The organism is Microbacterium sp. NPDC080220 (genome assembly GCF_040686395.1).
Lineage (GTDB): Bacteria > Actinomycetota > Actinomycetes > Actinomycetales > Microbacteriaceae > Microbacterium > Microbacterium gawkjiense.
In genome coordinates, this window is record NZ_JBFBOP010000002.1 from 357,558 (window position 1) to 378,205 (window position 20,648).

30 protein-coding genes are annotated in these 20,648 nt (G+C 70.8%); 5 read left to right on the plus strand and 25 right to left on the minus strand.

The window, feature by feature from the left end; translation table 11 throughout:
• Nucleotides 1–46: 46 nt before the first annotated feature.
• Entirely contained in the window at nt 47–598 is a 552-nt protein-coding gene (locus tag AB0P29_RS05265) for a flavin reductase family protein (protein WP_363378964.1), read from the plus strand.
• Nucleotides 599–627: 29 nt separating this feature from the next.
• Here the strand turns inward: AB0P29_RS05265 and AB0P29_RS05270 are convergent, their stop codons facing one another.
• Entirely contained in the window at nt 628–1,134 is a 507-nt protein-coding gene (locus AB0P29_RS05270) for a MarR family transcriptional regulator (protein ID WP_217529395.1), read from the minus strand.
• Between the two features lie 33 nt (nt 1,135–1,167).
• The gene (locus AB0P29_RS05275) at nt 1,168–1,380 is read right to left on the minus strand and encodes a hypothetical protein (protein ID WP_363378965.1); all 213 of its coding nucleotides are present in this window, start codon (nt 1,378–1,380) and stop codon (nt 1,168–1,170) included.
• 311 nt (nt 1,381–1,691) lie between these two features.
• Between AB0P29_RS05275 and AB0P29_RS05280 the strand changes: the two genes are divergently transcribed.
• Nucleotides 1,692–2,045, plus strand: coding sequence for a hypothetical protein (locus AB0P29_RS05280; RefSeq protein WP_253035670.1), 354 nt, complete (start codon nt 1,692–1,694; stop codon nt 2,043–2,045).
• A gap of 182 nt (nt 2,046–2,227) precedes the next feature.
• Here the strand turns inward: AB0P29_RS05280 and AB0P29_RS05285 are convergent, their stop codons facing one another.
• Complete coding sequence (locus AB0P29_RS05285) at nt 2,228–2,716, minus strand: CinA family protein (protein ID WP_363378966.1); 489 nt, start codon at nt 2,714–2,716, stop codon at nt 2,228–2,230.
• On the minus strand, nt 2,694–3,017 hold the full coding sequence (locus AB0P29_RS05290) for a hypothetical protein (RefSeq protein WP_064003812.1): 324 nt from the start codon (nt 3,015–3,017) through the stop codon (nt 2,694–2,696). Before AB0P29_RS05290 ends, AB0P29_RS05285 begins: the two co-directional genes overlap by 23 nt.
• 61 nt (nt 3,018–3,078) lie before the next feature.
• On the opposite strand from AB0P29_RS05290, the gene AB0P29_RS05295 reads away from it, so the two are divergent.
• Nucleotides 3,079–3,408, plus strand: coding sequence for a hypothetical protein (locus tag AB0P29_RS05295; RefSeq protein WP_253035672.1), 330 nt, complete (start codon nt 3,079–3,081; stop codon nt 3,406–3,408).
• Between the two features lie 32 nt (nt 3,409–3,440).
• Here AB0P29_RS05295 and AB0P29_RS05300 read toward each other — a convergent pair whose 3' ends face one another.
• The 4 genes from AB0P29_RS05300 to AB0P29_RS05315 form a co-directional block, all read right to left on the minus strand.
• Nucleotides 3,441–3,998, minus strand: coding sequence for a DNA starvation/stationary phase protection protein (locus AB0P29_RS05300; RefSeq protein ID WP_064003810.1), 558 nt, complete (start codon nt 3,996–3,998; stop codon nt 3,441–3,443).
• Between the two features lie 103 nt (nt 3,999–4,101).
• Nucleotides 4,102–4,332 carry a hypothetical protein gene (locus AB0P29_RS05305; protein WP_253035673.1) on the minus strand — a complete coding sequence of 77 codons (231 nt, stop codon included), beginning with the start codon at nt 4,330–4,332 and terminating at the stop codon, nt 4,102–4,104.
• 70 nt (nt 4,333–4,402) lie between these two features.
• Entirely contained in the window at nt 4,403–4,720 is a 318-nt protein-coding gene (locus AB0P29_RS05310; RefSeq protein WP_253035674.1) for a hypothetical protein, read from the minus strand.
• A 98-nt stretch (nt 4,721–4,818) separates the two neighbouring features.
• Nucleotides 4,819–5,109 (minus strand): hypothetical protein, encoded by a 291-nt coding sequence (locus AB0P29_RS05315; RefSeq protein WP_363378967.1) that lies wholly within the window; start codon nt 5,107–5,109, stop codon nt 4,819–4,821.
• A 383-nt stretch (nt 5,110–5,492) separates the two neighbouring features.
• Here AB0P29_RS05315 and AB0P29_RS05320 point away from each other — a divergent pair, with 383 nt between their 5' ends.
• Nucleotides 5,493–5,645, plus strand: coding sequence for a hypothetical protein (locus AB0P29_RS05320; RefSeq protein WP_363378968.1), 153 nt, complete (start codon nt 5,493–5,495; stop codon nt 5,643–5,645).
• Between the two features lie 76 nt (nt 5,646–5,721).
• Here AB0P29_RS05320 and AB0P29_RS05325 read toward each other — a convergent pair whose 3' ends face one another.
• From AB0P29_RS05325 to AB0P29_RS05360, 8 genes are all read right to left on the minus strand, one after another.
• Nucleotides 5,722–6,528: a lytic murein transglycosylase gene (locus AB0P29_RS05325; RefSeq protein WP_363378969.1), complete on the minus strand. Its 807-nt coding sequence runs from the start codon at nt 6,526–6,528 to the stop codon at nt 5,722–5,724.
• Between the two features lie 214 nt (nt 6,529–6,742).
• Complete coding sequence (locus tag AB0P29_RS05330) at nt 6,743–7,318, minus strand: hypothetical protein (RefSeq protein ID WP_363378970.1); 576 nt, start codon at nt 7,316–7,318, stop codon at nt 6,743–6,745.
• A 13-nt stretch (nt 7,319–7,331) separates the two neighbouring features.
• Nucleotides 7,332–8,477, minus strand: a complete 1,146-nt coding sequence (locus tag AB0P29_RS05335; RefSeq protein ID WP_363378971.1) for a zinc-dependent alcohol dehydrogenase — start codon at nt 8,475–8,477, stop codon at nt 7,332–7,334.
• A 120-nt stretch (nt 8,478–8,597) separates the two neighbouring features.
• Nucleotides 8,598–9,239, minus strand: coding sequence for a ThuA domain-containing protein (locus AB0P29_RS05340; RefSeq protein ID WP_363378972.1), 642 nt, complete (start codon nt 9,237–9,239; stop codon nt 8,598–8,600).
• Nucleotides 9,240–9,290: 51 nt separating this feature from the next.
• Complete coding sequence (locus tag AB0P29_RS05345; RefSeq protein WP_363378973.1) at nt 9,291–9,890, minus strand: DUF1349 domain-containing protein; 600 nt, start codon at nt 9,888–9,890, stop codon at nt 9,291–9,293.
• Nucleotides 9,891–9,912: 22 nt separating this feature from the next.
• Complete coding sequence (locus AB0P29_RS05350) at nt 9,913–10,890, minus strand: Gfo/Idh/MocA family oxidoreductase (protein WP_363379056.1); 978 nt, start codon at nt 10,888–10,890, stop codon at nt 9,913–9,915.
• On the minus strand, nt 10,887–11,273 hold the full coding sequence (locus tag AB0P29_RS05355; RefSeq protein ID WP_363378974.1) for a DUF1304 domain-containing protein: 387 nt from the start codon (nt 11,271–11,273) through the stop codon (nt 10,887–10,889). The genes AB0P29_RS05350 and AB0P29_RS05355 overlap by 4 nt, the downstream gene beginning before the upstream one ends.
• Before the next feature lie 68 nt (nt 11,274–11,341).
• Entirely contained in the window at nt 11,342–12,043 is a 702-nt protein-coding gene (locus AB0P29_RS05360) for a TetR/AcrR family transcriptional regulator C-terminal domain-containing protein (protein ID WP_363378975.1), read from the minus strand.
• A 69-nt stretch (nt 12,044–12,112) separates the two neighbouring features.
• Here AB0P29_RS05360 and AB0P29_RS05365 point away from each other — a divergent pair, with 69 nt between their 5' ends.
• Entirely contained in the window at nt 12,113–12,430 is a 318-nt protein-coding gene (locus tag AB0P29_RS05365) for a hypothetical protein (RefSeq protein WP_363378976.1), read from the plus strand.
• Nucleotides 12,431–12,440: 10 nt separating this feature from the next.
• Here AB0P29_RS05365 and AB0P29_RS05370 read toward each other — a convergent pair whose 3' ends face one another.
• The 9 genes from AB0P29_RS05370 to AB0P29_RS05410 are packed head-to-tail and all read right to left on the minus strand — an operon-like array spanning nt 12,441 to nt 20,647.
• Nucleotides 12,441–13,631 carry an aminotransferase class I/II-fold pyridoxal phosphate-dependent enzyme gene (locus tag AB0P29_RS05370; protein ID WP_363378977.1) on the minus strand — a complete coding sequence of 397 codons (1,191 nt, stop codon included), beginning with the start codon at nt 13,629–13,631 and terminating at the stop codon, nt 12,441–12,443.
• A 49-nt stretch (nt 13,632–13,680) separates the two neighbouring features.
• Entirely contained in the window at nt 13,681–14,169 is a 489-nt protein-coding gene (locus AB0P29_RS05375; RefSeq protein WP_363378978.1) for a hypothetical protein, read from the minus strand.
• A 14-nt stretch (nt 14,170–14,183) separates the two neighbouring features.
• Nucleotides 14,184–15,626, minus strand: a complete 1,443-nt coding sequence (locus AB0P29_RS05380) for an AMP-binding protein (RefSeq protein WP_363378979.1) — start codon at nt 15,624–15,626, stop codon at nt 14,184–14,186.
• Nucleotides 15,595–16,737, minus strand: coding sequence for an MSMEG_0565 family glycosyltransferase (locus tag AB0P29_RS05385; protein WP_363378980.1), 1,143 nt, complete (start codon nt 16,735–16,737; stop codon nt 15,595–15,597). Before AB0P29_RS05385 ends, AB0P29_RS05380 begins: the two co-directional genes overlap by 32 nt.
• A 33-nt stretch (nt 16,738–16,770) precedes the next feature.
• A complete protein-coding gene (locus AB0P29_RS05390; RefSeq protein WP_363378981.1) occupies nt 16,771–17,628 on the minus strand; it encodes a carbon-nitrogen hydrolase family protein in 858 nt (285 codons plus the stop codon).
• Nucleotides 17,629–17,658: 30 nt separating this feature from the next.
• A complete protein-coding gene (locus tag AB0P29_RS05395; protein ID WP_363378982.1) occupies nt 17,659–18,918 on the minus strand; it encodes an MSMEG_0569 family flavin-dependent oxidoreductase in 1,260 nt (419 codons plus the stop codon).
• Nucleotides 18,915–19,214 carry an MSMEG_0570 family nitrogen starvation response protein gene (locus AB0P29_RS05400; protein ID WP_363378983.1) on the minus strand — a complete coding sequence of 100 codons (300 nt, stop codon included), beginning with the start codon at nt 19,212–19,214 and terminating at the stop codon, nt 18,915–18,917. The genes AB0P29_RS05395 and AB0P29_RS05400 overlap by 4 nt, the downstream gene beginning before the upstream one ends.
• Complete coding sequence (locus tag AB0P29_RS05405) at nt 19,207–20,109, minus strand: carbon-nitrogen hydrolase family protein (protein ID WP_363378984.1); 903 nt, start codon at nt 20,107–20,109, stop codon at nt 19,207–19,209. The genes AB0P29_RS05400 and AB0P29_RS05405 overlap by 8 nt, the downstream gene beginning before the upstream one ends.
• Nucleotides 20,110–20,119: 10 nt before the next feature.
• Complete coding sequence (locus AB0P29_RS05410) at nt 20,120–20,647, minus strand: MSMEG_0572/Sll0783 family nitrogen starvation response protein (RefSeq protein WP_363378985.1); 528 nt, start codon at nt 20,645–20,647, stop codon at nt 20,120–20,122.
• Between the last annotated feature and the right edge of the window lies 1 nt (nt 20,648).

The following is a 20,648-nucleotide window of genomic DNA, read 5'->3' on the forward strand; positions in this document are numbered from 1 at the left end:
CGGACACATGGCCCTCCCCCCGTCCGCGTGATCGTAGGTTCGAGGTATGACTTCTCCCGCACACGCCGCTTCGGACGATCACCGGCCCGCTGCGTCCGGGCTCGGCGAGTCGCTCTCGCCCGAGGAGTTCAAGGCCGTCTTCCGGGGGCACCCGGGCGGTGTCGCCGTGATCACCGCGGATGCCGGGAACGGCCCCGTCGCGCTCACGGCGACGTCCGTGTCGTCGGTGAGCGCCGATCCCCCGCTCCTGATCTTCTCGGTGTCGTCGCAGTCGTCGGCGGCGCCCGTGCTCGCCGCGGCCGAGACGCTCGTCGTCCACCTGCTGGACGCCGACGACCTGCGCCTCGCCGAGATCGGCGCGACGAGCGGAATCGACCGCTTCGCGGAGCTGCCGTGGTCGCGCCTGGTCACCGGTGAAGCGGTCTATCACGGGGTGCGGGCCTGGGTGCGGTGCGCCGTGATCGACCGGATGGATGCCGGCGGTTCGACGGTCATCGCCGCGCACGCCCTGCAGGCGAACATCGCGCGCGACTCGGCGTCGCCGCTCGTCTACCACAACCGCACGTGGCACCGGTTGGGGCCGGACACCGTCATCTGAGAAAGCCGCGACCCCCTCGAGGGTCGCGGTCAGCCGCGACGGGCGAGATCGTCGAGCGCTGCGGCGATGCGGCGGATGGTGTCGGCCGTCACGGTCGCGGCCTGCTCGTCGAGACTGTCGATGACAGACACGACAGCGCCGTGGTGGGCGCCGTAGACCTCGTCGACGAGATCGGCTGCGGTCTCCGTCGGCACGAGATAGTGGGCACGCCGGTCCGAAGGGTGCTGCTCCCGGATGACGTAGCCCTTGCTCACGAGTCGCTCGATCACGTTGGTGACGGTGGCACTGGAGGTCCCGAGCATCACGATGAGGTCCTTCGGGCTGACCTCCCGCTCCTCACGCCGCGCCTGCACGAGATAGCGGAGGGCGGCAAGGTCGATGCCGCCGAGGCCGGAGATGCGCTGGGAACGGTCCGCCTGGACCTGCTCGGCATGACGGAGCTCGAGGATGGCGCTGCTCAACTCACGCCCCGCGTCGGTCTTGGGCTGCGCGGCGTAGAGGTGCGTGTGCTCGTGTCGCACGATGGACTGAGGCATGTCAACTCCTCGGCTCGTGACGGGTGTCCAACATCATCCGATCGCCGCCCGAGCCTCAGCCGCGTCCGGATACTTCCCCACGAACCCGCCGGTGTGATCTCGGGCGATCCATCCCGCGGTGTTCTGTTCGACGGTTCCGAGGAACGCGCCGTGGGTGTTGCCGACCCAGAAGCCCGCCTCGACCTCGTGCCACGTCGCGACGCTGTCGCTGACGTCCACGGAGCCGTACGAGTCGAGCACCTCCATCGACTTCACCACCTTACATGTCCGAATCTGTGACAGTTCTTGTCCTTCTCAGAATCAATGATAGACAAGAGATGTGAAATCTACTAGATGTATTGTTTAGCTAGTAATTCAGGAACGGAACGATGACACCCACACCCTCACACCCCATCCCGGCGCCCTTCACGGCACTCGGGGTCGCTCTCATCCCTGAGCAGCGGACGGGCTGGAGGGCACTCATCCTCGATTCGCTCTCACGACAGCGGCCCCACCGGTCTACGGCCCGGCCGGCCCACCACTGACCCCCTCACCACGACCCACACCAGGAGAACGTCATGGGAAGCCTCTACTACGGGAACGTCGATTCCCCCATCGTCATGCCGGACCGCATCCTCGCTCACCTCGCCGCCGTGGCGACGACCAAGCTGCGGCGCAGCGAGAGCTTCGTCGTCTCGTGGAAGGGCACCGGAGAGGAGGGCGAGGGCCGCACGACCCTCTGGTTCCAGCCCGCCATCCCGCTGCGCTTCGTCTACGACCAGGCCGCGGCGATCCCCCTGAACCCCGCGACGCTGCGTGAAATGGCCGACCAGGCCACCTCCAACGGAGGACTCGTCCTCGATGCCGATCTCGACATCCCCGAGATCACCGCCGCCCGTCCTGAGACTCGTCGCCCGGTGGCCGCCGCATGAGTCACCCCGACTTGATCGACGAGGCGGACGCCTTCGAGGACGCCCTCGCTGCCGACTTCACCGAACGCTTCGGGAGTCCGCCCCTGCTGGTGTGACCCCACAGGCCCCCCCTGCCGCCCCGCTCGCCGACCCCCCACGGCGCGGGGCGGCTTCTTGTGCGGACGCCACGGATGCCGCGCCCGTCACCCGTCCGCGCGCGTCGCCTCGACGGTCTGCAGCAGCAGGGCCAGCGCAGCCCCGACCGCCTGGTCGATCACCTCGGCGGGATCCCCGTCGAACCGCACGAGCTCGTGGCCGGCGGCATCCGCCGTCGCCCAGCCGAGGTAGACGGTGCCCGGAGCGTGCCCGTCCTGGGCGTCCGGTCCGCCGACGCCCGTCGTCGACACGGCGACATCCGCGCCCAGCAGGGCACGGACCCCGCGTGCGAGCTGCTCTGCGCACTCGGGCGAGCAGGGATCGGTTCCGGGTCCGAGGCCCAGGACCTCCTCCTTGACGCGCACCTGATACGCGACGACCCCGCCCGCGAACCAGTCCTGGGCGGACGAGCCGCGCCCGACCTCGGCCGCCAGACGCCCGCTCGTGAGGGATTCGGCGACCGCGCAGACCACCCCGACGCGGCCTGCCGCGTCGGCGATGCGTTCGACGAGATCAGGCAGAGCTCTCCGCCTCACCGGGATCGGCGGGCTCGGGGACCAGGTGCAGACCGGCCGGCGAGTTGGCGGCGTACATCAGGGCCTCGGACCACGCGCGATTGATGCGCGACTGACGGCTGCCGTAGTACTTGAAGACGAGCGACGCGTGCGGGTGGAGCCAGACGGACGTGCGGCCCTCGCCGATGCTCCTGTCGTCGCGCCACGTGAAGTGGAAGGACTCGCCGCGGCGCAGCTTGTTGCCGATGACCTGCTGCAGGTGAGCCAGGGTGCGGTCTTCGAAGTCCACCTTGATGGAATCCTCATAGATGAACTTGCCCACTGCGGCCCCCTCGTCGTGTCATCGCGGAGTCGCGACGGACATCTCCCATTATGGTGGCCCCATGGGTGTGATCTACTACGGCAGCTCGGCGATCCCCATCCGGATCGCGGATCGCGCGCTCGCTCACCTGAAGATCGTGATCGCGACCAAGCTCCGGCGTTCCGAGAGCTTCACCGTCTCGTGGCAGCACCCCGAGGATTCGCCGCAGGGACGCACCACCATCTGGCTGCACCCCGCCATCCCCCTGCGTTTCGTGTTCGACGAGCCCGAGCCGCCCGCGCTCAGCCGCGAGTGGATCGAGGAACTGGCGGCATCCGCCAACTCCTCCGGCGGCATCCAACTCATGCCGGAGATGTTCCACGACGACCGCGACGGCCACGTCACGGAGTGACGCGGCCGTCGGCGGAAGCTCTCGTCGAAGGATCACCGAGGAGTGCGGTTCTCCGCACTGATCATCCAGGCGAACTGCTCGAGGCTCTCGAGGATGCCGTGCAGGATGTCGGCGCTCGTCGGGTCCTCCTCGTCGACCTCGTCGTGCACGTCGCGGCACGTCGAGATGGTCGCCTCGAGGCGCTCGGTCACGAGGTCGATGACGTCCGAGGTCAACACCTCGCCGTGGGGGAACTCGGGCAGCGTCGTGGTCTCGGCGACGGTGTCGCTGCGGCCGTCGGGGACGGCGTGCAGGGCGCGCATGCGCTCGGCCACGGTGTCGCTGAACTCCCGGGCGGCGTCGATGATCTCGTCGAGCTGAAGGTGCGTGTCGCGGAAGTTCTTGCCGACCACGTTCCAGTGCGCCTGCTTACCCTGGATCGACAGCTCCAGGAGGTCGACGAGGACCGCCTGCAGGTTGTCACTGAGCTTCTGCGACGCGGTGAAGCCGCGCTCCGCGTTCTGCTCCTCCGTCAGCTGCGCACCCGACTTGGCGGGGCGACGCTTGTTGCGGGTCGCCGAGGTCGCGGACTTCGTCTGGGTTGTCGTCATGACACATCCTTTTTTCTCGGAACGGGGTCGTGTGTCACGCTACGTCGGCGTCGTCGCAGACGACATCGGGTTGCGCCGCCGGCGGCCCCGGTGATAGCCGGGCTCACGCGCCCAGGCGCGCCAGAGCGGCGGTCATCTCCTCGTCGGAGAGCGTCAAACCGGCATCCTGCAGTCGGCGCTCCAGCAGCAGGCGCACGTCCGCGCCCTCCTGGCCGGCGAGGTCGGCCTGGCACTGGACGATGATGCCGTCGATCCTCTGCGCGGCATCCGCGGGGTTCTGTGACATCGAGGGGCTGGACTGGACCCCTTCGCGGGGATCGATGGCGTCGCTCATGCAGGACAGTCTGCGCGCTGGACGGCGTGAGTGTCATCCCCTTGACCGCCACGGGCACCGGGGATAGACCTCAGACGGACCGCTGCCGATCCGGATGGATGCGGGGGCCGCGCCAGAACGGCGGCAAACCGTCGGGGTCGGGGTCGTCGAACGCCGGCGCCTGGCCGTCGGTGGGCGGATCCTGCGGCTCCGGTACGGGAATGACGGCGATCGGGACACCCGGGGTGATGAAGAGGTAGGCGGGGCGGGGGCTGCCCTCCCCGTCGTTGACGGCGAGCCAATGCTGCCCTGCGGCCACCCCCTCCTGGATCTCCTGATGGACCTCGTCGAGGGTGCGATTGCCGATGCTGTACCACTGGCCGCCGTATGAGATGTCGATGCGGTTCATCGGTTCTCCTCGGCCTCGGACGGACATCGGAGACCCAGCATGCGCCGGATCGCCCACGGAGTCACGATCTTGACAGTCGGCGATGAGGCGATTAGCCCTTACAGGGCCGCCAGCGGCGGACGGTGCGCGATCGGCTTCGGCTTGGTGCGGCGGGGCGCGGCTGCCGCGAGGTAACGGATCGCCCCGCGCAGCAGCTCGTCCACGGTGGGGTACCACCCCGTCCCACGACCGCAGAAGACCCAGGTGACGTCGTACCCGCCGTCGTCGGCGGCCTCGACGTACGCGATCAGATGGGCGGCGTCGGACGCCGCCGCCGTCGCGTCGCAGAGCCGCCATGCCGACGCGGACAGCGGCTCGAGGATCAATCGCCCGCAGGGATCCTCACTCACGGTCGCACCTCCGGATGTAGCGTGTTCGCAGGTCTTCGTCGATCTGCCGCGAGCGGACCGCCTCGCGGGTCTCACCATCGCTCCGAGCAGGGCGCGCACCGAGGGGCTTGACACCGCCGAGACCGAGGGTTAGCCGGGGGGAGTAGCAGACGCCGGGATGCGGCGTCAATGCCCCCGGCACGTCACGTGCGCTCGCCTAGCGTTGACGGTGCAAGGTACGTAGGCGGACGGTCGAGACGAGAGGTGTTCGGGTCACCGATTTTTTCTCCCGCGCTTACAACGGCCCCGGCGATCGGGCTTATCGCCGGGGCCTCACCTGTGCAAGCCCCTGCCCTGCGGCCCGGCGTCTCCGTAACGTCGGGACCTCGACGAGAGGAGCAGTCATGGACCACGACGCGCAGCACACCGAGTCGGACAAGCCGATTCCCGGAGGTGCACTCCCGGACGAGGACCCGATGGGTGCGGTCAAGCAGGCGGTCGAGGACGATGCGGCGGTGCCCATCGAGAAGGTCGAGCCGGGCGTCGATCCGGACTAGGCGGATTCCAGCAGGTCGCTGAAGCGCACCGACCACTGATCGCGAAGGCCGCACCCCGTGTGCGGCCTTCGTCGTGTCAGCCCGCCGGCGCCATCTGCGCGTACTCGTTCGCGCGGGTCGCGACGTCGTCGATGTAACGGGTGAGCGGGTTGTAGGTGAACACGGCGTCGCGCCAGGCGGTCTCGGTCGCCATCGGGCCGGACCGGCAGAGGTAACGCCCAGCCGCCAGGGCGGCGTCGTCGATGTGGTTCGGGTCGCGGGTGCCGTCGGCGTCTCCGTCCGCGCCCCATCGCCGCCAGGTCTCTGGGATGAACTGCAGCGGCCCGACCGCGCGGTCCCACCGGTCGTCACCGTCGAGGTCCCCGCCGTCCGTGTCGGCGATGGCCGCCACACCGTCCCCGTCCAGCCGCGGCCCCAGGATGCGGGGGGTCACCAGGCCGCTGTCGTCGAGGTGCGACCCGCCGTACGACCCGTGCCGGGACTCGACCCACCCGATCCCGGCGAGGGTGTTCCAGCCGATCGCGCAGGACGGCTGCTCGTGGGCGACGGTGAGATCCGCCGCCGCGTACGCGATGACGGCGCGACGGGGGATGCCGGTGGCCGCCGCCACCCGCGACGCCCACTCGGCGTCGACGAGATCGACCGCCGGCGCGCGGGAGGGGTCGGCTCCCGGGACGGCGAGGGCAGGTGGCGGGGTGTCGGCCCAGCGGGACGAGACCGGCGGCAGGGGCGCGCCCTCGGGCTCGGCGGGACGCAGCGCCGCCGGCAGGCACGCAGCGAGGAGGATCACGACGGCGGCGGGGGCGACACCGATCCCGACGGCGAGCGCCGCGAGCCGGCCGCGCCGCGCGCGCGCCGGGGATCGCCTGCGGCGTGCCGCCATCTGCGCCTCCCCGGTCCGACTGCCCGCACCACGCTAACCCGTCGGCGTGAAGGCCCGCTGGGGGCTACCCGTGTCGCACGTCGCGGTCAGCTCGTCACCGCCCCTCACCGACCAGAAGAGCGCTGCCTACGGTCCCCGGACCGCACCGTCACCCGCGGACACGCCGCGGAATGCGCCGGGGTCGATGTCGTCCCGGGCGTGTCGGAAGACCGTGTCAGCGGCGGGATGCCGGGGCCACCGCCGCGCGGACGATTCGGAAGACGACCACCGCGGCCACCACCCACGGCCCCACGACGAGGACGGGGTCCATCCAGGTGTGACGCACGTCCACGCGGCCACGCCCGACACGCGAGGAGATCGGGCCGCGTCCGCGTTCGCCGAGGATGCCCGACTGCGTCACCGGGTCGTCCGGGCGGCGGGAGAACAGGGACCTCGCGTGAGCACCCGCCGACTCGACCCGGTCGCCCAGGATCAGCAGCATCCAGTGCGGTGTCTGCCCCTCGCTGAACCTCGCGTAGGCCAGTCGCCGGATCGCCCCCGAGACGCCGTGGAGCGGCTGTGCGGTCCCGAACACCGGGGTGAGGCGCTCGTGCTCGATCGAGCGCTCGCGACCGGACCCGTGCGGCTGCTGCTCGGGCAGGTCCCAGTGGGCGCCGGTCTCGATCCCGGGCTGCTCGCGCGGGAAGGCGGGGCGGTCGGCAGGGTCGAGGTCGGTGCCCCAGCCGGGGATGCGGCGGCGGAGGTCCTCGGGGTCGGGGGTCTGGCCAGGCTTGTCTGCGCGGTACGGCATGGTTCCTCCTCGCTCAGGCGCCGAACGTCACGACGGGCTTGATGATGCCGTCGAGCTTCGACGAAAAGACGTGGTACCCCTCGGCGATGTCGTCGAGGTCGAAGCGGTGCGTGATGAGCTCCCGCGGGGCGATGTGTCCGGCGCGGATGTGTTCGAGCAGGCGCGGCCACTGCCGCTTGACCGGCGCTTGGTTGGCGCGGATCGTCAATCCCTTGTTCATGGCGTCGCCGAACTTGATCGCGCTGAACAGCGGCCCGTAGGCGCCCATGACTGAGACAGTCCCGCCCTTGCGGACCGCGTCGATCGCCCAGTTGAGAGCGACGGGCGAGCCGCCCTGGAGCTTGAGCTTCGCGGCCGTGACGTGCTGCAGGACGTGGCCGTCCGCCTCGGCCCCGACGGCGTCGATCACGGCATCCGCGCCGAGACCGTCGGTCATCTTCTTGAGCGTCAGCACGATGTCGTCGACCTGACCGAAGTGCACAGTCTCGGCGAAGGCGAACTCGCGCGCCTTCTGCAGCCGGTAGTCGAGGTGGTCGACGACGATCACGCGGCCGGCCCCCATGAGCCAGCACGAGCGCGCCGCGGCCAGCCCGACGGGACCGGCTCCCAGCACGACCACGGTGTCGCCCTCGACGATGTCGGCGAGCTGCGAGCCGAAGTACCCGGTCGAGAACGCGTCGGTCAGCAGAAGCGCATCCTCGGACGCGATGTCGTCGGAAATCACCTGAGGGCCGACGTCGGCGAACGGCACGCGCACCAGCTCGGCCTGACCGCCGTCGAACCCGCCGGTCGAGTGCGAGTATCCGTAGATGCCGCCGATCGCCGTCGCATTGGCGTTGACGTTGTGGCAGTTGGAGAAGAGGCCGCGGGCGCAGAAGAAGCATGATCCGCAGTAGATGTTGAAGGGGACCATGACCCGGTCGCCGGGCTTCAGGTTCCGCACCGACGAGCCGACCTCCTCGACCCAGCCGATGAACTCGTGCCCGAACGTGTGGCCGACCCGGGTGTCGGGCATCATGCCGTGGTACAGGTGCAGATCGGAGCCGCAGATCGACGCCAGCTCGACGCGCACGATGGCGTCGTTCGGGTGAGCGATCACCGGGTCGCTCTTCTGGTCGACGCGGATCTTGTACGGTCCGCGATAGGTCATCGCCTTCATCGATCCTCCTCAGGTTCCGTGCGAGCCTGGTCGGAGGGGAGCACGCGAGCGAGGGGGTTGCGCCCGTCGCGGGGACGTGTCAGTCCGAGGCGCCGAGCTCGAAGCGGTACCCCTTGGTGTTCAGCGCGTGGCGGCGGCCCAGGCGGCCAGGTCCGCGACGAGCGCGGCGTGCCCGGGCGCGTCGTACGAGCGCGCGTCGTGACCGAGCACGTCCACCGCGACGCGGGAGGGGCCGACCGTGCGCCGCCACGCCGTCGGCTCGCGGTGACCGGCGTCGCCCCCGTGCCACGCGATGACGTCCCGGTCGCCGGTGGCCTGCAGCGCGCAGTAGCGCTCGTCCTCGACGGTGAACGGCACCCCGTCCCGGGCGTCGACCACGACCCGGCCGAACGGCGGATGGAACGACAGCGTCGGCAGCCAGACCGCCCCGGTCGCACCCGCCCAGCGCGGGTAGTCGCGCAGCGAGGCGACCGCGCAGTGCATCGCGAGGACGCCGATCCCGCGGTCGAGTGCCGCATCGAACGCGGCGACGGCCGCGGCATCCACTCCCCGCTCCCCGCCGCGCCACGGATCGCCCGCGTTGACGACGAGGAGGTCGGCGTCCGCGAGCGACGCCATGGCGGCGTCCACGTCCTCGCGGACCGTCACGTCGTGACCGATTCCCTGCAGGATCGCCGCGAGTCGGGCGGAGGTCTCGGCGAAGGGATGCCACGGGTCGGCGTACCGGCCGGCACCCGACAGGATCACGGTGCGCACGGTCATGCCGGGAGGCTACCGCGTCGGCGCCCTGCCTCGGCGCCCTGCCTCGGGCCGTCAGTGCAGCTCCGCGTCGGCGGAGCCCCGCCGCCACGACGCGATGGCGACGGTCAGCCCGGCACGGGTCGGGGCGCAGACGAACGGGCCCGCCGCGGCATCCAGACCGGCCGCGAAGGGGATCACGCGGACCAGCCGCAGCGGCTCGTCGTCGGCGCCCGCCCGCACGGTGAGCGCGTTCCCGTCCCGGCTCACGCGCACCGTGATGCGGCGGCCGAGCCACTCCGGCACGGGAGCGAGCGACCAGTCCGACATACCGTCGGTGACGACCGCGCCCAGCTGCAGTGCGCCGTCCGAGAACTCCACACCGGCCTTCACCCACCGCGTCTCGTCCACCCGGACGAACAGTCCGGCCTGGTCGAACTGCGCCTCGAAGGTCGCGTCGAAGGCGACCTCCATCGCGGTCCCGTCGGGGAGCGGCGCGAGCAGCGCGTGCTCGGTGTCGTGGACGAACCCGTACGAGGTGAGCCGCCACGCGTCGCTGCCCTCGACGGCGGTGACGCGCAGCATCCCGTCCTGCTCCACCACTGCCTGCGGCGGGGTCGTCCAGGTCCCCTCCGACCAGGCGACGGGCTCTTCTGCTCGGGTGACGGCGCTCATCCCGTCAGGCTATCGGGGCGCCTCAGCCGAGGCGGAGGCCCGCGGACGCGACGGCGCGGAGGGCGACGTCGAGCACCGCCGCGCTGTGGTCGAGCCGCCGGTCGCGCTCGGCGAGATCGCGCTCGGCGATCATCCGCACGAAGGCCCGGAACTCCGCGGTCATCCGATGCGGGTCGTCGTCGAGGGCGATGCGCTCGCTCGTCCCGTCCCGCAGCAGCAGCTCGACGGCGGCGATCTCGTTGGGCGGCCCGTCGACGATCATGACGCCCTCCGTCCCCTGGATCTTCGTGCGCGAGGGGCCCGGCGAGTCCTTCGCGGCGACGCAGACGGCTGTCAGGTCGGGGTAGCCGAGGACGGCGACACCCGACGTGTCGACACCGCGTTCCATCCGGGGCGTGTAGACGACCGAGTCGGGGGCGCCGACGAGGCCGAAGACCAGGTGCAGCGCGTAGATCCCGAGGTCCATGAGGGCGCCGCCGCCGGCCGACGGGTCGAAGGCGGGCGCGACGTCCCCCGCGCGGAACGCGTCGTACCGCGAGGAGTACTGCGAGTACTCGCTCTGCACGAGCCGTAGGTCGCCGAGGCGGCTGAGGTTCTGCCGCATCCACTCGACGTTCGCGAGGTACTGCGTACTGATGGCCTCCACGAGAATCAGCCCGCGCTCCTCGGCGAGCGTGCGGAGCTCAGCGAGGTCCTCGGCACGCAGCACGAACGGCTTCTCGCAGACGACGTTCTTTCCGGCGAGCAGCGCCCGCCGCGCGACGTGGGCGTGCAGCACGTTCGGCACCGCGACCCACACGGTGTCGACGGCGGGGTCGGCGAGACAGGCGTCGAGGTCGGTGAAGACGGACGGGATGCCGTGGGTCGCCGCCGTCTGCTGGAGCTTCGCCCTGCTGCGCTCGGTGCCCACGATGGCGGCGAGGGTGAGTCCGGGGATGCGCTGGGCGTGGGGCAGGAACTCGGCGACGATCTTGCCGGCGCCGACGACCGCGAGTCTCAGAGCGCCAGTCCGATCGCGAGCAGGACGACACCGAGCAGCGGCGCCGTCAGCTGGATCATCGCGGCGCGCGCCTTGGAGCGATCCGACAGCAGCAGCATGAGACCGGCAGCCACCATCGACCCGGCGCCGACGAAGACGAGGGTCGCGCCGATCGCGGTCGACCCGGTCGCAACGAAGACGATGCCGAGGAAGACGGCGATCGCGAGGAAGAGGTTGTAGAAGCCCTGGTTGTAGGCGAACGGCTTCGTGACGTGCACGGTCTCGTCCGTCGTGCCGAAGGTGCGCCGCGCCGCTGCCCCCGACCATGCGATCGACTCCAGATAGAAGATGTAGACGTGGATGGCGGCGCCGAGCGCCGCGAACACCAAGCCGGCGATGATCATGCCGCCATCATCCCAGACGCACCAGGCCTCGTCAGCCCACGAACTGTCGCCGAAGAGTGATCTGCGCGCTACGGCGACAGCTCGGCTTCGAGCCTGTCGAGGAGGACCTCGAGGGCGGTCTCGAACTCCTCCTTGCTGTGGTCCTCGCTCAGGAGGGGGCGCAGTCGGCGCACCTGCGGTGCGTCGTCCAGGTCGCCCTCGCCCTGGCCCGAGAAGGAAGGCTCCCCCGTCCCGGACGCGGCCCCCGCCCCACCGACGTCGGCACCGCGGACGGCGGCCTCGAGGAGCAGCTGACCGAGCAGGAAGCTGCTGAAGCCGCGATAGGCACGGACGGCCTGCTCGTCGGAGAACCCGTGCGCCAGCAGGACGCGCAGAAGGATGTCGACGGCCTCGATGCTGCGCAGCGGCGGGCGCAACCACGGCGCGGCGGGGTGGCGGGTCGCGATGAGGGGGAAGGCGAGCGGATGCGTGATCGCGATCTCGCGCACGGCGTGGGCCACGTTCTGCAGGAACGTCTGCCAATGCTCCTCGGCCTCGCGCTCCATCACCTCGGTGAGCTCCGACGTCAGCAGGTCGACGACGCCTTCGAGGAGGTCCTCTTTGCCGTGAACGTGGCGGTACAGCGACATCGCTTCAACACCCAGGTGATTGCCCAGGGCGCGCATCGACAGTCCCGCGGGACCCGCGCGATCGACCAGCTCGAGCGCCGCGTCGACGATCCCTGCGCGACTCAGTCGCGGCGTGATCGCACGATCGGTCTGTCTGCTCATGAGGAGCCTCCACGCCGATCCTCCCCCTTTCTCGGCGGATCCGCATGCTTACAGCGTAAGCTTGCGCTGATGGGACGTTTGGCATTCGGCTCCGAGACGGTCACGCTCGATGACCGCCTCCTCGCTCACCTCGAAGTCGTGATGGTGACGAAACTGCGGCGCCGCGAGCCGTTCATCATCACGTGGACGGTCGACCCCAGCCTCGGAAGCGGCCGCGTCTCGCGCTGGGTGGGCGTCTCCACCAGTTGGGACGTGCGCTACCAGAGCCGTTCCAGCGGCCCGCTGAACCCCGCGTGGATCGAGAGCCTCATGGCCACCGCGAACTCCCCCGGCGGACTCCGCATCGTGCCGGAGCCCGACGAGGAGGAGCAGGTCGCCGGTCTCTGAGAGCCGCTGATCAGGCGCCTGCGACGCGGCGGGCGGCATCCCCCATCGCGTGGACGGCGTCGCGCAGGACCGGGCGCGGCGTCGCGAACACGATGCGGACGAAGTCTTCGTAGCCACGGCCGAGCAACGCGCCGTCGGTGAGGACGACTCCCGCCTCCTCGCGGAAGAAGGTCGCCGGCGATGTCGGCAGGTCGAGGCCGGCCGCGTCGATCCACCCGATGTAGGTCGCCTGCGGCGGGGTGTACCGCGCGCCCGGGAGGTGCTCGGCGAGCAGTCGCCCGAGCTCGTGCCGCTCGGCATCCAGGTACGCGATCACCTCGTCGAGCCACGGCCGCCCCTCGCGGTAGGCGGCGATCGCCGCGACGACGCCGACGGTCGCCGCGCCGTGCTGCACCGCGAACCCGAAGCGGCGGTACGCGGCCTGGTCGGCGTCGTTCGAGGTGATGAGCTGCGCGGTCTTCACCCCGGCGAGGTTCCACGCCTTCGACGCGCTCGTGCCGGTGATCGTGTGGGCCGCCGTCGCCTCGGACAGCGACGCGTACGGCACGTGGGGCGCGCCGTCGTACCGCAGCGGTGCATGGATCTCGTCGGCGAACACCCGGCCGCCGTGCCGTTCGACGACCTCGGCGAGCGCGGTCAGCTCTGCGCGGGTCAGAACGGTGCCGGTCGGGTTGTGCGGGTTGCACAGCACGAGCGTCCGCGCCCCGGCGGCGAAGGCCGCGTCGATGCCGTCGAGGTCGTGCTGCCAGCGGCCGTCCACCACGGCTCCGGGTACCTCCACGACGGGGTGTCCGATGGTCGGCAGGTAGGTGAGGAAGGGCATGTACGCGGGGGTGGGCACGATCACCGCCGACCCCGCCGGCGCGTACTCGGTGATCGCGACGCCGAGGGCGGCCATGACGTCCGACACCGGGTGCACCCGCTCGGGGTCGACCTGCCACCCGTATTCCGTCCGCATCCAGTCCGCCGTCGCGTGCCCGAGTTCGGCCGCGAGCGGCGGGGACAGATAGCCGAGGATGCCGTCGGTCACCGCTCGCTGCAACGCCTCCGAGACCGGCGGCGCGATGCCGAAGTCCATCTCGGCCACCCACGCGCCGACGGACCCCGGGTGCAGGCTCCACTTACGGCTCTCGGGACGATCGAACCGCGACCGATTGATCCGGTCGAACGGGTGGGATCCGATCGGAGACGGGGCGCTCATCCTCCGACGATGCGGGGTGCGCGGCGGCCGTGCAAGTCCGGCCGTAACACTACTGCGGAGTCAGTCGCAGCACCCGCGCGGTCAGGGAGGCGTTCGCCGCGGTCACCTCCAGGACCTCGTCCTCGGAGGACCACGCGATTCCCCACGCCGGAGCGCCGGCCGGGAAGAGGACCTCGACGTGGACATCGCGGCCCCGAAGAGAAGGCAGCGACACCCGCACGTCCGTCGCCGTGCCGTCCTGATGCCACAGCGTCAGCACGGTCTGCGTCCGGTCGCGCAGGGCGAGGGCCTGCCACTGCTCGTCTCGCTGCGCGAGACCGAGCGGCCATGACGGGGTGGCGGTCCGGATGAAAGGACGCAGATCCTTGTGAACCCGGACGGCTTCGGAGACGAGTGCCTTCCGATCGGTGCTGAGCAGGTGGGGGAATCCGGAGAGGTGGAGCCGTCCGAGTGCACCGTTCGCCAGCGTGAACGCGGTCTTCTCCCGGGAGCCGGACTGGTGGCGCAGACGGAACACGACGGTGTGCTGGATGGGCATGGTCGCAGTCTCGCCTACACCGAGCGGGAGCCGACCGCGCTCGTCGCCCACGAGCGCCGCGACGTCTTGCCCGCGTCGCTGCGCACCGGCTCTCGCACGAGCCGCATGCCCGCCGGCGCGCGCACGCCGAGCCGCGCGCGCGCCCACGCCGCGAGCTCGGATTCAACGACGCTCGCCGCGCCGATGTCGACCACCGCCTCGACCCGCTGCCCAAGCGCTTCGTCGGCGACGCCGAACACGACCGCGCCGCGCACCGCCGGGTGCTGCTCGAGGACGGCCTCGACGAAGGCCGGGTAGATCTTCTCCCCGCCGCGGTTGATCACGTCGTCCGAGCGATCGCGGAGGAACAGGTAGCCGTCCGCGTCGAGGCTACCGAGGTCGCCCAGGGTGTCCCACCCCTCGTCGTCGCGACGCGAAGCGGCGCCGATGTACTCGTACGCCGCCTGCTGCCCGCGCTTCATCCAGATCTCGCCCACCTCGCCCGGCGCGCTCCGAGTTCCGTCGGGGCGACGGATCCGGACCTCGGTCCCGCCGATGGGCCGGCCGACGCTGCCGGGGCGATCGAGCCACTCGTCGCCGCGGATCATCGTGAGCCCGTTCGACTCCGAGCCGGCGTACACCTCGACGACCCGCTCCGCCCCGATCCAGTCGAGGAACGCCCGCTTGAGGTCGACACCGCACGGCGCCCCCATGTGCAGCAGCGATTCGATCGAGCGGAGCCGTGCGGGTTCGCGCTCGGCGGCGGGCACGCGCAGCAGGCGATGCATCATCGTCGGCACGACGAGCGCCCACGTGACGCCGTGCCGCTCGACGGCGTCGAGCCACGCACGCTCATCGAACCTCGGCAGCACAATCAGCCGGTGCCCGGTGAGAAGCCCACGGAACGCATAGGTGAAGGTGGCCGAGTGGGTCATCGGCCCCGCCACGAGCTGCACCGCCCGCATCGGCAGGAAGTCCGCGACGGGCCGGGTGGGGTCGAACAGCGCCGGTGCGGTGGCGCGCACGACCTTGGGCATCCCGGTCGAACCGGAAGTGGTCGGCGCCTTCCAGGACGCGGCGGCGAGATCGGGCAGCACGTCCAAGCCCGCCGGCGCCGACACGGACTCGAACCACTCGATGCCGGCGGATGCCGGTCTCGTCCCGATCGCGGCGGCGGGGCGTGCGACGGCCTCGACGCGCGAGCGCTCGTCGTCCGTGAGCGCAGCGCTCACCGGCTGCGGAGTCGCCCCCGCCTTCCAGATCGCCGCGCAGGCGATCACGAAGTCACGTCCGTTCGGCAGCGATACCGCGACGAGGTCGTCCTGCCGCACGCCCCGGGCGCGCAGCTCCACGGCGAGCCTCGTGGCCGACTCCTCGAGCTCTCGCGCCGTCAGCTCGCCGGCCTCGTCGACGACGAGCACCTCGTCAGGCGTCCGGGCGGCGCGGTCAGCGATGATCGACGAGATCGTCTGTCGCACGACCCCCTCCCTTCGCGCCGAGCAGATCGCGGTAGAACTCCTCATGGGCGGCGGCGGCAGCATCCCATGAATACGAGTGCGTGAGCCGTCGACCCGCCTCGGCATCCGGGGCGCCTCGCCCCGCCGTCACCCGGGCGAGCCCTGCCGCGATGCCCGACACATCGTGCGCGTACGTGACGGCGTCGCCGAAGACCTCACGAAGCACGGGCAGATCGCGGGCGACGACGGGGGTCCCGGCGGCGAGCGCCTCCATCGCCGCGAGCCCGAACCCCTCCTTCGTCGAGACGAACCCGAGGGCGGCTGCGCCGGCGACCAGCGGCGGCACATCGTCGTCGGCGAGAGTTCCCAGGACCACGGGGGTCACGCCGAGCTCGGCGGCGCGGCGCTCGAACTCCTCGCGATACGGCCGGTAGTCGAACAGCGTCTCGCCACCGCCGAAGACGAGCGCCAGGTCGGGTCTCGTTCCGCGCAGCTGTGCGAACGCCTCGAGCAGGTCGATCGAGCCCTTGCGCGGTTCGATCCCGCCGAGCGCGAGCACGTAGCATCCGAGCCGCGCCTGCCAGGCCTCGCGCGCCGCCGCGCCCCGAGGCCCCGCGGCGGTCTCGAAGCGCTCGGCGGCGACCCCGTTCGCAATGACCGTCGCGGCGTGGCCGTACAGTTCGGCGACCTCGGCGGCGACGGCCCGGGACACGCAGATACGCGCGATGGGCTCGTGGATGGCACGATCGTGGCACTCGATGAGCCGGGGCGTCGTGAAGGCGTCGAGGTGGTGGATCGTGCGCACGCACGCACGGCCCGCGGCGATGACGGCGTTCGCCGAGATGCAGTCCTGCGCGTGCACCACATCGGCGTCACTCGAGAACGCCTGCGCCATGACCTCGATGGACCGCTCGATGCGCTCGCCGACGTCCTCGCCGTCGACGGCGGCGAACGGGACGACACGCAGCCGCACGGCCGGGTCGACCGGCCGGAAGAAGGCGGTGTCGTCACCGCGGCCGAGCGTCCAGACCTCCACCTCGTGCCCGCGGGCGGCGAGCGCCTCCGACAGGGCGAGGGTGTGGACGACGCCGCCGCGCGGCTTCGTCGAGTAGGTGATCTGGGCAATCCTCACGCCGGTCCTTCCCGAGGGCCGCGCCGAGCCGCGTTACACGCTGGTGGTGCAGCGATACGCGTGCTCAGCGCGCTGGTTGATGTGGTTGAGCGAGCGGCGGGCGCGCGCGATGGATGCCGAGACGTCTGCGGTCGCGATCGCGAGTCCGCCCTTGGCCCAGGTCTTCGCCACGATCTCGCCCGCGGGGTCGACGATCTTCGCCTGCCCGAGGAAGCGGAGGCCGCCCAGCACGCCGGTCTGGTTCGACGACACGAGGTAGACCTGATTCTCGGCCGCCCGTGCGCTGTCGTAGAGGTCGAACAGGTGCGCCTGCCGGTCGTTGCGGATCCGGTCAGAGCGGTCGGTGACGCTCGCCGGCCAGGCGCTGAGGCACGCGAGGATCTCGGCGCCGTCGAGCACCAGCGAGCGCGCAGACTCCGGGAACGTCTTGTCGAAGTCGATCAGCATGCCCAGGCGCCCGACGGGGGTGTCGAACGCCGAGAACTCGTCGCCCGCCCGGTACACGTCGGACTCCCCGAGCGGGAGATGGACCTTGCGGTGCGTGCCGAGGATCCCGTCGCCGGTCACGCAGACCGCCGTGTTGTACCGGACCTCGGCGCCGTCGACGACGGCGCGCTCGGCGACGCCGAAGCACACCGTCATGTCGCGCGCGAGCGCGGCCACCGCGGAGACCTCCGGCCCGTCGAGGCCGACAGCGCGCGGGGCGCTGTCGACCTCGACGGACGGATGCTGCAGGTCGTACAGGTAGCCGCCGATGGTGGCGTCCGGCAGCACCAGCAGGTCGACGCCCTTCTCGCGCGCCTGCTCGATGACGCCGGGCAGCTTCGCGAGGGTGCGCTCGATGTCGCGACCGAAGTGTGCCGCGACGCCCGCCATGGTGACTGTGGCCATTCGATCAGCGTATTGCCCGGCATCCGCCGGTCACGCGACGGCCGCCGGTTCGCGCACAGCCGACGTGATGAGGCCGGCGACGTGCTCGGCGTCCCGCGCGATCGCGTGGAACCGGCCCGAGCCCCAGGTGTTCATCCAGGGCAAGCCGATGAACTGGAATCCCGGCACCGCCGTGGCGCCCCACGCGTGCGCGGGGTGACCCTCATGGTCGAGCACGTCGAGGTCTCCGAGCCACGACCAGTCGGCACGGAACCCGATCGACCACACGATCGAGCGGATGTCGCCGGCGGCGATCGCCGTAGGCCCCTCAGCGGGCTGCCATACCGGGGTGTAGCGGTCCTCGACGGGGGCGTCGATCCCCTCGCGCTCGATGTAGCGGTCGATGTCGTTCTTGATCGACTCGGCGACCGAGTCGGCGTAATCCAGGTTCGCGGGCAGCGACTCGTCGAAGCGGAACGCGCCGTCGTCGAACCCGGTCGCGCGGCCGTGCAGCGTCATCCCTCGCAGCGAGAACTCGCGCAGATCGATGTCACGCCCGCCGTCACGCCCCGTGACGTAGTGGTTCGTCGACTCGCGCTTCGCGAGGCCCCGGGTCGCGACCGGCACGTCGTAGACGCCCATGTCGGCGAGCCACGTCATGCAGTCCCTGCCGCGGTAGAAGCGCGCGACGCGCGGCGCCCGGCCGAGCGCGAGGTGCACGTCGCGCCCCTCGAGGAGCAGGTCCTCCGCGATCTGCGTCCCGGACTGTCCCGATCCCACGATGAGGACCGGGCCGTCGGGAAGCTGGGCGGCGTTGAAGTACTCGTGCGAGTGCACCTGCACGATCTCGTGAGGGATGCTGTCGGCCCATGCGGGCGTCACCGGCACGTGATACCCGCCCGTCGCCGACGTGACCGTGTCTGCGGTGATCACGCCGGCACTGGTGTGCACGACGAACCCGCCGCCGGCGCGCTGCTCCACCAGCGAGACCGAGACGCCTTCCGCCACGGGGGCGTCGAACGTGTCGGCGTACCGGCGCACCCAGGCGTAGACCTCGTCGCGCGTCATGAAGCCGTCGGGGTCACCGCCGTCGTACGGGTAGCCGGGGAGCCGGCAGTGCCAGTTCGGCGTCACGAGGGTGAAGTTGTCCCAGCGACCGTCGCGCCACTCGTGGGCGACACTGTCACGCTCGATGACGACGTGGCCGACACCCGCCTCGACGAGATGGCGGCTCACCGACAGGCCGGCCTGGCCACCGCCGACGACGACGGCCTCGAAGTGGTCGCCCGGCTGAAGGCTGACGGGGATCATGCGGCACCTCCCGGAAGCGCCGGCTCCATCGCGACGATCTCGACCTCGCCCGCGGGCGATGCCGCCGCGGCGGCGGCAATCTTCTCCTCGGAGTGCATCGCGGAGGTGCACGCGAAGCCGTACTTGGCGCGCACGCGCTCGCTCGCGAGCGCGAGGGCCTCGCTGGTGCGACCGACGAAGTCCGAGACCGGGTAGCGCTCGCCGACCTGCAGGAAGTCGTGCATCACGAGGCTCGGCGAATAGTGCGACGTCTCACGGCCGTCGGGCCAGCGGACGGAGAAGGTCATCTCAGGCATGGGCGAGCTCCCTCCAGCGGTTGGCGTGCGCGGCGTCGGTCTCGCTGACCGGGCCGTACACGTCGGGGCGGCGGTCACGCAGGTGGAACATCCCCCCGCGCATGGTGCGGAACGTGCCGTCGATGTCGATCTCCGAGACGGCGAGCCCGGCGCCGAGCAGCGTCGTGGCGAGGATGTTGCCGCCCGGGTCGACGACCTTCGCGTTGCCGACGTAGCGCAGCGACCCGAAGGTGCCGGACTGGTTCGAGGCCATCCAGAACACCTGGTTGTCGAGCGCCCGCGCGATGTCGAACTGGTTGAACCGGTAGGTCCACCGGTCGTCCTGCAGGTTCTCGGCGGTCGCGGTGCGCGCCGCCGGCCACGCCGACATGCTCACGATGACCTCGGCGCCGTCGAGCGCGAGCATGCGCGCCGCCTCCGGGAACGCCTTGTCGTAGCAGATCTGCATCCCGACGCGGGCTACCGGGGTGTCGAACGCCGTGTAGCCGGAACCCGCCGAGTACGACATGTTCTCGCCGAGCGGCTGGTGCACCTTGCGGTACGAACCGTAGATGTTCCCGCCGTCGAGGCAGACCGCGGCGTTGTACCGGGTCTCGCCGTCGTCGTCGAGCTCGCAGAAGCCGATGGTGAGGACCGTGTCGCCGGCGAGCTCCTGCACCTTGCGGATCTCGGGGCCGTCCAGGCGGACCGCCGGCGGGAGCGAGCGCTTGGTGGTCTGGACGGTGTCGCCGTGGTTGCCGAGCGACGACAGGTACCCGCCGATGGCCGCCTCGGGGAAGGCCACCAGGCGTGCGCCCTGTGCGCGCGCGTCTTCGAGCAGCTGCTCGATGAGCGCGTAGTTCTGATCGAGGTCTCGCGTGAAGTTCGCCGAGACCGATGCGACGGTGACTGTCATCTTCCGCGCCTCAGAGGTTGTAGGTGGAGTTGATGATGGCGCCCTTGCGCGCGTAGTAGATGAGCGCGTCCTGCACGTCGAGCGGGTGCGCGGGGATCACGCCCTCGATGAGGTCCTCCTCGCGCATGCCGTGCAGCGCCATCCCGAAGCGGCAGGCGTAGACGGTGCCGCCCTCCTTGATGAACGTCTCGAGCGAGCCGTTGGTGTTCATCTCACCCGGGAAGCCGGAGTCGCCGGTCGTCGGGAAGCCGCGGTTCGCGGTGCAGGCGAGCGTGCCGGGGCCGTAGAAGTAGATCGCCGACTCGAAGCCCTTGCGCAGGGCCCGGGTGGCCTGCAGGATCGCGACGAAGCTCACCGACGACTCGTGGGGGATGCCGTGGATGAGCGTGAAGTACGTCTCGCCGTCTTCGGCCTGGAAGTCGGGGAACAGCTTGGTCGACCCGTAGATGTTCGTGCCCTTGGGCAGCGACGGGTGCGGGATCTCGGCGAGCGAGCGGGCGATGTTCTCGGCGATCTGGGCGTCGATGTCTTCGGCCATG

Excerpts from the sequence above, each read along its gene's own strand:
- AB0P29_RS05265 (WP_363378964.1), top strand. The coding sequence starts at position 47 with ATGACTTCTCCCGCACACGCCGCTTCGGACGATCACCGGCCCGCTGCG.
- AB0P29_RS05270 (WP_217529395.1), bottom strand. The coding sequence starts at position 1,134 with ATGCCTCAGTCCATCGTGCGACACGAGCACACGCACCTCTACGCCGCG.
- AB0P29_RS05275 (WP_363378965.1), bottom strand. The coding sequence starts at position 1,380 with ATGGAGGTGCTCGACTCGTACGGCTCCGTGGACGTCAGCGACAGCGTC.
- AB0P29_RS05280 (WP_253035670.1), top strand. The coding sequence starts at position 1,692 with ATGGGAAGCCTCTACTACGGGAACGTCGATTCCCCCATCGTCATGCCG.
- AB0P29_RS05295 (WP_253035672.1), top strand. The coding sequence starts at position 3,079 with ATGGGTGTGATCTACTACGGCAGCTCGGCGATCCCCATCCGGATCGCG.
- AB0P29_RS05300 (WP_064003810.1), bottom strand. The coding sequence starts at position 3,998 with ATGACGACAACCCAGACGAAGTCCGCGACCTCGGCGACCCGCAACAAG.
- AB0P29_RS05305 (WP_253035673.1), bottom strand. The coding sequence starts at position 4,332 with ATGAGCGACGCCATCGATCCCCGCGAAGGGGTCCAGTCCAGCCCCTCG.
- AB0P29_RS05310 (WP_253035674.1), bottom strand. The coding sequence starts at position 4,720 with ATGAACCGCATCGACATCTCATACGGCGGCCAGTGGTACAGCATCGGC.
- AB0P29_RS05320 (WP_363378968.1), top strand. The coding sequence starts at position 5,493 with ATGGACCACGACGCGCAGCACACCGAGTCGGACAAGCCGATTCCCGGA.
- AB0P29_RS05325 (WP_363378969.1), bottom strand. The coding sequence starts at position 6,528 with ATGGCGGCACGCCGCAGGCGATCCCCGGCGCGCGCGCGGCGCGGCCGG.
- AB0P29_RS05330 (WP_363378970.1), bottom strand. The coding sequence starts at position 7,318 with ATGCCGTACCGCGCAGACAAGCCTGGCCAGACCCCCGACCCCGAGGAC.
- AB0P29_RS05335 (WP_363378971.1), bottom strand. The coding sequence starts at position 8,477 with ATGAAGGCGATGACCTATCGCGGACCGTACAAGATCCGCGTCGACCAG.
- AB0P29_RS05340 (WP_363378972.1), bottom strand. The coding sequence starts at position 9,239 with ATGACCGTGCGCACCGTGATCCTGTCGGGTGCCGGCCGGTACGCCGAC.
- AB0P29_RS05345 (WP_363378973.1), bottom strand. The coding sequence starts at position 9,890 with ATGAGCGCCGTCACCCGAGCAGAAGAGCCCGTCGCCTGGTCGGAGGGG.
- AB0P29_RS05355 (WP_363378974.1), bottom strand. The coding sequence starts at position 11,273 with ATGATCATCGCCGGCTTGGTGTTCGCGGCGCTCGGCGCCGCCATCCAC.
- AB0P29_RS05360 (WP_363378975.1), bottom strand. The coding sequence starts at position 12,043 with ATGAGCAGACAGACCGATCGTGCGATCACGCCGCGACTGAGTCGCGCA.
- AB0P29_RS05365 (WP_363378976.1), top strand. The coding sequence starts at position 12,113 with ATGGGACGTTTGGCATTCGGCTCCGAGACGGTCACGCTCGATGACCGC.
- AB0P29_RS05370 (WP_363378977.1), bottom strand. The coding sequence starts at position 13,631 with ATGAGCGCCCCGTCTCCGATCGGATCCCACCCGTTCGACCGGATCAAT.
- AB0P29_RS05375 (WP_363378978.1), bottom strand. The coding sequence starts at position 14,169 with ATGCCCATCCAGCACACCGTCGTGTTCCGTCTGCGCCACCAGTCCGGC.
- AB0P29_RS05390 (WP_363378981.1), bottom strand. The coding sequence starts at position 17,628 with ATGGCCACAGTCACCATGGCGGGCGTCGCGGCACACTTCGGTCGCGAC.
- AB0P29_RS05395 (WP_363378982.1), bottom strand. The coding sequence starts at position 18,918 with ATGATCCCCGTCAGCCTTCAGCCGGGCGACCACTTCGAGGCCGTCGTC.
- AB0P29_RS05400 (WP_363378983.1), bottom strand. The coding sequence starts at position 19,214 with ATGCCTGAGATGACCTTCTCCGTCCGCTGGCCCGACGGCCGTGAGACG.
- AB0P29_RS05405 (WP_363378984.1), bottom strand. The coding sequence starts at position 20,109 with ATGACAGTCACCGTCGCATCGGTCTCGGCGAACTTCACGCGAGACCTC.
- AB0P29_RS05410 (WP_363378985.1), bottom strand. The coding sequence starts at position 20,647 with ATGGCCGAAGACATCGACGCCCAGATCGCCGAGAACATCGCCCGCTCG.